The organism is Bacteroides sp. HMSC067B03 (assembly GCF_001811315.1).
GTDB lineage: Bacteria > Bacteroidota > Bacteroidia > Bacteroidales > Bacteroidaceae > Bacteroides > Bacteroides faecis.
Window position 1 is genome coordinate 1 of the sequence record NZ_KV804227.1, and the last position, 5,575, is coordinate 5,575.

General features: G+C 34.7%; 8 protein-coding genes. All 8 read right to left on the bottom strand.

What is annotated here, in order from left to right:
* Positions 1-80 precede the first annotated feature (80 nt).
* The 8 genes from HMPREF2794_RS00610 to HMPREF2794_RS00645 all read right to left on the bottom strand — a co-directional run bounded on the left by HMPREF2794_RS00610 (position 81) and on the right by HMPREF2794_RS00645 (position 5,521).
* Complete coding sequence (locus HMPREF2794_RS00610; RefSeq protein ID WP_009040063.1) at positions 81-617, bottom strand: DUF4303 domain-containing protein; 537 nt, start codon at positions 615-617, stop codon at positions 81-83.
* Positions 618-682: 65 nt separating this feature from the next.
* Complete coding sequence (locus HMPREF2794_RS00615; RefSeq protein ID WP_008763879.1) at positions 683-1,402, bottom strand: leucine-rich repeat domain-containing protein; 720 nt, start codon at positions 1,400-1,402, stop codon at positions 683-685.
* A 52-nt stretch (positions 1,403-1,454) separates the two neighbouring features.
* Positions 1,455-1,859: an Imm10 family immunity protein gene (locus tag HMPREF2794_RS00620; RefSeq protein WP_005840574.1), complete on the bottom strand. Its 405-nt coding sequence runs from the start codon at positions 1,857-1,859 to the stop codon at positions 1,455-1,457.
* Positions 1,860-1,937: 78 nt separating this feature from the next.
* Positions 1,938-2,306, bottom strand: coding sequence for an Imm44 family immunity protein (locus HMPREF2794_RS00625; protein WP_004295261.1), 369 nt, complete (start codon positions 2,304-2,306; stop codon positions 1,938-1,940).
* A gap of 77 nt (positions 2,307-2,383) precedes the next feature.
* Positions 2,384-3,142 (bottom strand): DUF4261 domain-containing protein, encoded by a 759-nt coding sequence (locus tag HMPREF2794_RS00630; RefSeq protein WP_005842525.1) that lies wholly within the window; start codon positions 3,140-3,142, stop codon positions 2,384-2,386.
* A gap of 87 nt (positions 3,143-3,229) precedes the next feature.
* Positions 3,230-4,090 carry a hypothetical protein gene (locus HMPREF2794_RS00635; RefSeq protein WP_009040061.1) on the bottom strand — a complete coding sequence of 287 codons (861 nt, stop codon included), beginning with the start codon at positions 4,088-4,090 and terminating at the stop codon, positions 3,230-3,232.
* Between the two features lie 74 nt (positions 4,091-4,164).
* A complete protein-coding gene (locus HMPREF2794_RS00640; protein ID WP_007558971.1) occupies positions 4,165-4,839 on the bottom strand; it encodes a hypothetical protein in 675 nt (224 codons plus the stop codon).
* Positions 4,840-4,921: 82 nt separating this feature from the next.
* The gene (locus tag HMPREF2794_RS00645; protein ID WP_032568675.1) at positions 4,922-5,521 is read right to left on the bottom strand and encodes a DUF6707 family protein; all 600 of its coding nucleotides are present in this window, start codon (positions 5,519-5,521) and stop codon (positions 4,922-4,924) included.
* Positions 5,522-5,575 lie beyond the last annotated feature (54 nt).

Below are 5,575 nucleotides of genomic sequence, written 5' to 3' on the forward strand. Positions count from 1 at the left end.
ATCATATTTTTATTTTACGAGTTTATAATGGTTTAGCGGGGAACGCTGTCAAGCGTTATCACGCTTTGTTACCAACTTTATTATTCACTTTCAGCAGCTTCTTGAAGATATTCTTCAATATCTTCGGAGTTGTTTAGCTCTAATGCTCTTTGCACATTTGAAGCATCAGGCGGCATTAATTCTACATTTATCAAAATACTGCGGCGTGATTGGTTTTGTGCAAAAAGTCCTTCTTTATCAAGAATTGACATTGCTTTCACCATAGCAGTTAGCCTGACATCAAACTCCTTTCCCCAATCTTCATCATTCAAACTATCAATATTAGCTCGATGTTCAAAGAGCTGTTTTACATCACTAAAATATTCGTCGTAGCCAAAAGCATAATATGGCGAGTCTGCATAAGACCACTTTATACTTTGTGCATATGTTTCAGAGTTCAATTGTGTTACTCTGGCTAATGCTTCCCACGACCATGCAGAAATAACAGGAGCAAAACCTTCACCTGTCGTCAGAAGCGCACAATAATAAAAATGTTCGCCATTGCTAAACAACTTTTGGAAAGCCATTCTTGCGGCTTTTGTTATGGCTGCTATAAGTATTTCTATTTCTTTATTCATAAAGTAATTGTTGGTAATGTTTGGCAGCGTTCCGCTTTAAGCGGTAGTGCTGTTTGTTAGCTACTTTACCAATTTAGCAAAGGCAACATTTCCTTAAGTTTTTCTTCATTTCCTTTTTTAAGAAATCTTGGTAAGATAGATAAATGCTTTAGCTTTTTAAGGGGAAATAGTGAAGAAATATCATAATTCCGATTCTCAACTGTTACACAAAAATGTAAATATTCAAGTTCAAGTAAACGGGAAAGCGGCTCCATGCTTTTAACGGGCTTACCGACTCCGCACATTCCTCCATTAGATAAAAACAATTCTTGCAAACTTCTCAATTCGGCTATCGGAGATAAATCATAAAGATGATTAAGGTCGCATATATAAAGAGTCTTCAAATCAGAAAGTTCTTTCAGAAATTCAATATTATCTACTCGTTTTATGTTGGCAAGTACAAGGATCTGCAATGATTTTAATGTAGATAGTTCCGGGAACTCATCTTGTTTATTACAGCTGATCTCCAAGTATTTCAAATTGGGCAATGAAGACAAAACATCAATGCGTTCTTCGTCAATATCACCCAATTTTATTGCCTCAATTTCATCATTATTCCTCAGAGCGTTCCAATTATTGTAAGATAGTTTGGTTCTCTTTAATGGTGTAGGTAAGGACAAAATTTTAGTACCCTTTGGAACTTGGGATAAATCCCAATATCCCCACACCTCTCCTTCCAATACCCCTAAATGCGCATATGGAGGCGAAGGACATTTTTTATCTGATAGGTAATTACTCCAATTCATATTTTTCTTTTTATTACAAGTAGCTAATGTTTGGCAGATAAACCACTTTACCTTAAGGTTTCATCTGTTTGTTAGCAACTTGTTCAATAATCAAAATATCTCCAAAGATATTTGAAAGCATTTTTCTATACTCATTTACATCTTCAATTATATTTTCATTATATGACACAGTTATTGAAGTAATATCATCCATACATTTATGTTTTGCCGAAAAGACAATCTCATTTTGACGTAAAATGACTTTGTCGCATAATCCATATCCAGAATTAGATTGGTCTGAATACTCAAAATAATATGAGTCCATACCTAATTTAATATCCTGTTCATCAAATTCTAATGCTCTTTCGACAATTACATATTCTTTGGGTTCATTCTTATCATCAGCAAAACCAACTAAATATGAGTTGTATTCTGTCACTTCATATACTATTTCATTTGCTATAAAATTTATTTCCATATTTCATTTGGCTTAATTAGTTGCTAATGTTCGGCAGCGTTCCGCTTTAAGCAGTAGTGCTGTTTGTTACTAACGAATTCATTCATTAATTGATGCTTTCATTTTTTCTACAATTACATCAATATATTGTTGTGGAATGTTTTTATTTTTATAGTTCTCAATAGCATCAAGAATACTTTGTTTCAATATCTCAACACATTGAGAATCATTTGCTGTTTCAAATTTATCAAATGGGAGTAGAATTTCCAATTCTATCCGATTACGTTTTTTCGAATATCTACTTAATGGATTTGTAGTAAATCCTTTTAAGCAGAATACATAGAAACTTAGTTCATTAATATATGAAATATCACATAGACAATCCATATATTCTATTACAGAGTTTCTTGCTTTACGAAACTTATCAGAAATACTATGTTCCAATTCACCTCCAATAAAAACTTTCATACAAATTTGTTATCGTTAGTAATGTTTGGCGGATAATCGACTGTTATAGGAGATTTATCCGTTTGTTATGCGCCTTCTTATTGTGGATATTCAAGTTTCAAACTCTTTCCATCCAATGCAACCGCATCACTAAGGGTAATCCTGAGCTTTTGTTCTTCCGAAAATCCGATGGTTTCGCCATCATTCAAAGTTACATCGCAGTCTAAAACATATGTAACTATATCAAGCAGAAAATCGCGAACATCATTCAGATCGGCATTGGCAGCATAAACTTCCATTTCTTCTTTACCAAATTTTCTCATTCCGTAGGTATATATACCTGCACATTCTTCGGTGCGATATACGCCAAACCACACCCAATCCAATATAGGCAATGCTTCATCATCTTGCTGCATTACAGATGCAACATCACAATAAAACTGGGGATAGAACACAGTTCCATCAGTATAGACAGCAATGGCTCTTTCTTGTTTAAGGCATGAAGAAACGACTTTTGTAAATAGTTTCCCTCGTTCCAATAGATTGGCATCCTTTCCCAATACAGAAACCATGAGATGTGCCTTGTGGCTTTTAGTCACTTCTACTGCATCTTTCCACATGTAATTTGCTCCTGCATAATGTTCCGCCTCTTGATTAGGAACAGGTGCAGGCATAATGGCTACTGCAAGTGTAACATCTCCCATAACAGCTACCAACGCTTCTTCATTGCCGTCATATGGAATTTCTATGTTCCAATCTGCCTTGCAGTCGTTGATGAGTTTTTTAATATCCCATTCATTTTGTGATAATAACACAAAGGCTACAAAAGCTCCAGTTGGATAATTTTCTTCTTTCATATTCTTATTGTTTTTATATTATATCTTTGGTGCATAATGTTAGGTGGATAATCGGCTGTTGGTAGATTAATCCGTTTGTTAGTCGCTCTATTGTTTCCAGAATTTTTCAAGTTCATCATACTCTCCAAACCAATACTGAAAAGCTATCTTATCAATGCCGTTTTTGCCTCTCCAAAAATCCACTGGGTAATTCCAATCAGAACTTCGGCTGCTTCTTGGAGTACATCCTTCATTAAACTCATAAAAGGAACCTCTATATTTTTCAGTGTGGAGAATACTAAGGTATCCCATTATTTCCAACAGACGTTGTAAAGCTAATTCTGCAAACTTAACACTTATACGCTTTTCCTCTTTCTTCCAATGCTTGAAAAATTCTTTTTTCTTCAACAATTTGTACACATAGCGAATCCCGTCTGATTCCTGCACGGATGTGATAGTCTCAAAGATTTCTTTAAGAATACTCAGCCCCTCCTTTTGTTGTTTGGGATCATACAGGAAATTCACACTTTCCCTATTCTCTTGCTGTAAGCATTGTACCATGTGAAAAACATCAGATTCATTCACCCCATATTTGGGATTGAATGGATATTTTTCAATATCTTTCTCAAAGGAAGACGAACAAATATAACAAGAGTTTATTGTAGGTTCATCCATAATTTCTCTTTGTTGTTCTACGGTCATATTCTCAAAGGAGAGGTATTTTCTTTCTAAGAATAGTTTTTTATTTTCTTTTATCCACAACCTCTCGTCTTTGTAAAAATCACCTGTTTTAGGAATGTCGTATATTGAATATGAATGAACATAATATGTTTTCATTTTCGACAAAACTTGAAGCCCAAAATGAATCCGACCTATTGGCAAGGTTTGTATGAATAGCTCAGTAAGCTGCTTCTTGTCAGAAGAAGTGTACTCTTTCAACAATAGTTCTATGGCTTCGTTATGTGTCATTTTTATTATTATTTTTAAGTGGCTAATGTTCGGCGGATAAACCACCTTAAAAGTTTCATCTGTTTGTTATCGACCTATTTTATTTTTAGTTTTTGACTATATGCAAGTATTACGAAACGATTATCTAATCCACAATCAATTACTTCATTCTTTTCTAATTGAGAATAGGCTTTTACAAATCTATTTCGACATTTACTTGAATGTATGTAATGATTGAAGTAGTTCTCGGCTTGTTCCTTTTCACCATATCTCAACATATATGGCAGGGCAAGGAGAGAGTCTTTCGTGTATTGATTGAAACAACAGCCATGTTGCATAATGAAGTCAATAGCCATTTGTCTATTCTCAAATAAATCAAATATCGGACAAGCATATTTTTCAAGTAAATCAATTATTGTTTTTACTGATGGAGCATAGCTTAGTCCGGCAAGATCCCAAGATTGATATTGATTTATTGGCGATAGGTATCCAATATGATTATGATATACTAAGCCATCATCATTGACATTGAGATTCTCTTCTTGCACCCACTTTTTCAAGTTTTTACAGGTAATCGTAATCAGTGGATATATAGCCACACTACAAGATGAATTATATACACTTGAACGAAACCATATTTCAAAAGTCAAATTTTTGTCTTTTGAAATCTTTTTCAAACATTGTCCATTTTTAGACGGCTTAAATCCCATTGCGATAAAAGGAATAGCTATCTCATTGCAGGCTTTAATAAATATATCTCTTGGTTTCATTTCTTGTTCTTTTCAGGTCGATAATGTTTGGTGGCTAACCGACCTTTCCAGGGGAGGTTAAGCCACTTGTTACCCACATAATTCATTTTTCTTTTGAGAGAATGGAAACATAGTTATTTATGTCCTGCTGTAATTCTTCCCAATGTGCTGACAGATTTGGATATAACCCTGTTGCGCCATATCCTATCATTTTGAAAAGGGCTGTAAAACGACATTCATTAGCGTAATGCGAATCTTCATCAATATTCTTACGGCGCAATACATCAGGATAAGTAAACGTAAGATACAATTCGTCTGCGTCTTTTCTACTTTTTTCTGCGCTTTCGTCAGCAAGCGGTTGTGCATGGATATAATCGATTGATTTTATTCTTACATCAGCTTCTTCATATTTTCCTTGCGCTTTTAGGATAAACACCTCAAGTCCCCATAGGCATAGTATAAAAGTCCAGACGTTGAACACTCCTCTACCCGGAAAAGGAACATTATGTGTATAGCGAGAAACTGCGAGAGCTTCATCAATATGTCCATATATGAAAAGACGATAGCCAAGGCTGCATAAATTTCGAGCATCCTCGCCACTATTAAAAGAACATTTCTTTATTAATTTCTTACACAAACTCACCACCTTCTTTCTGGGGCAAGAGTTCATTATTGATTCAAACAATTCTTTTCCTGTTTCCATTTTCTTTATTCTTTTGTGGGTAATGTTTGGTGGATAATCAACCTTTCAAGGGAG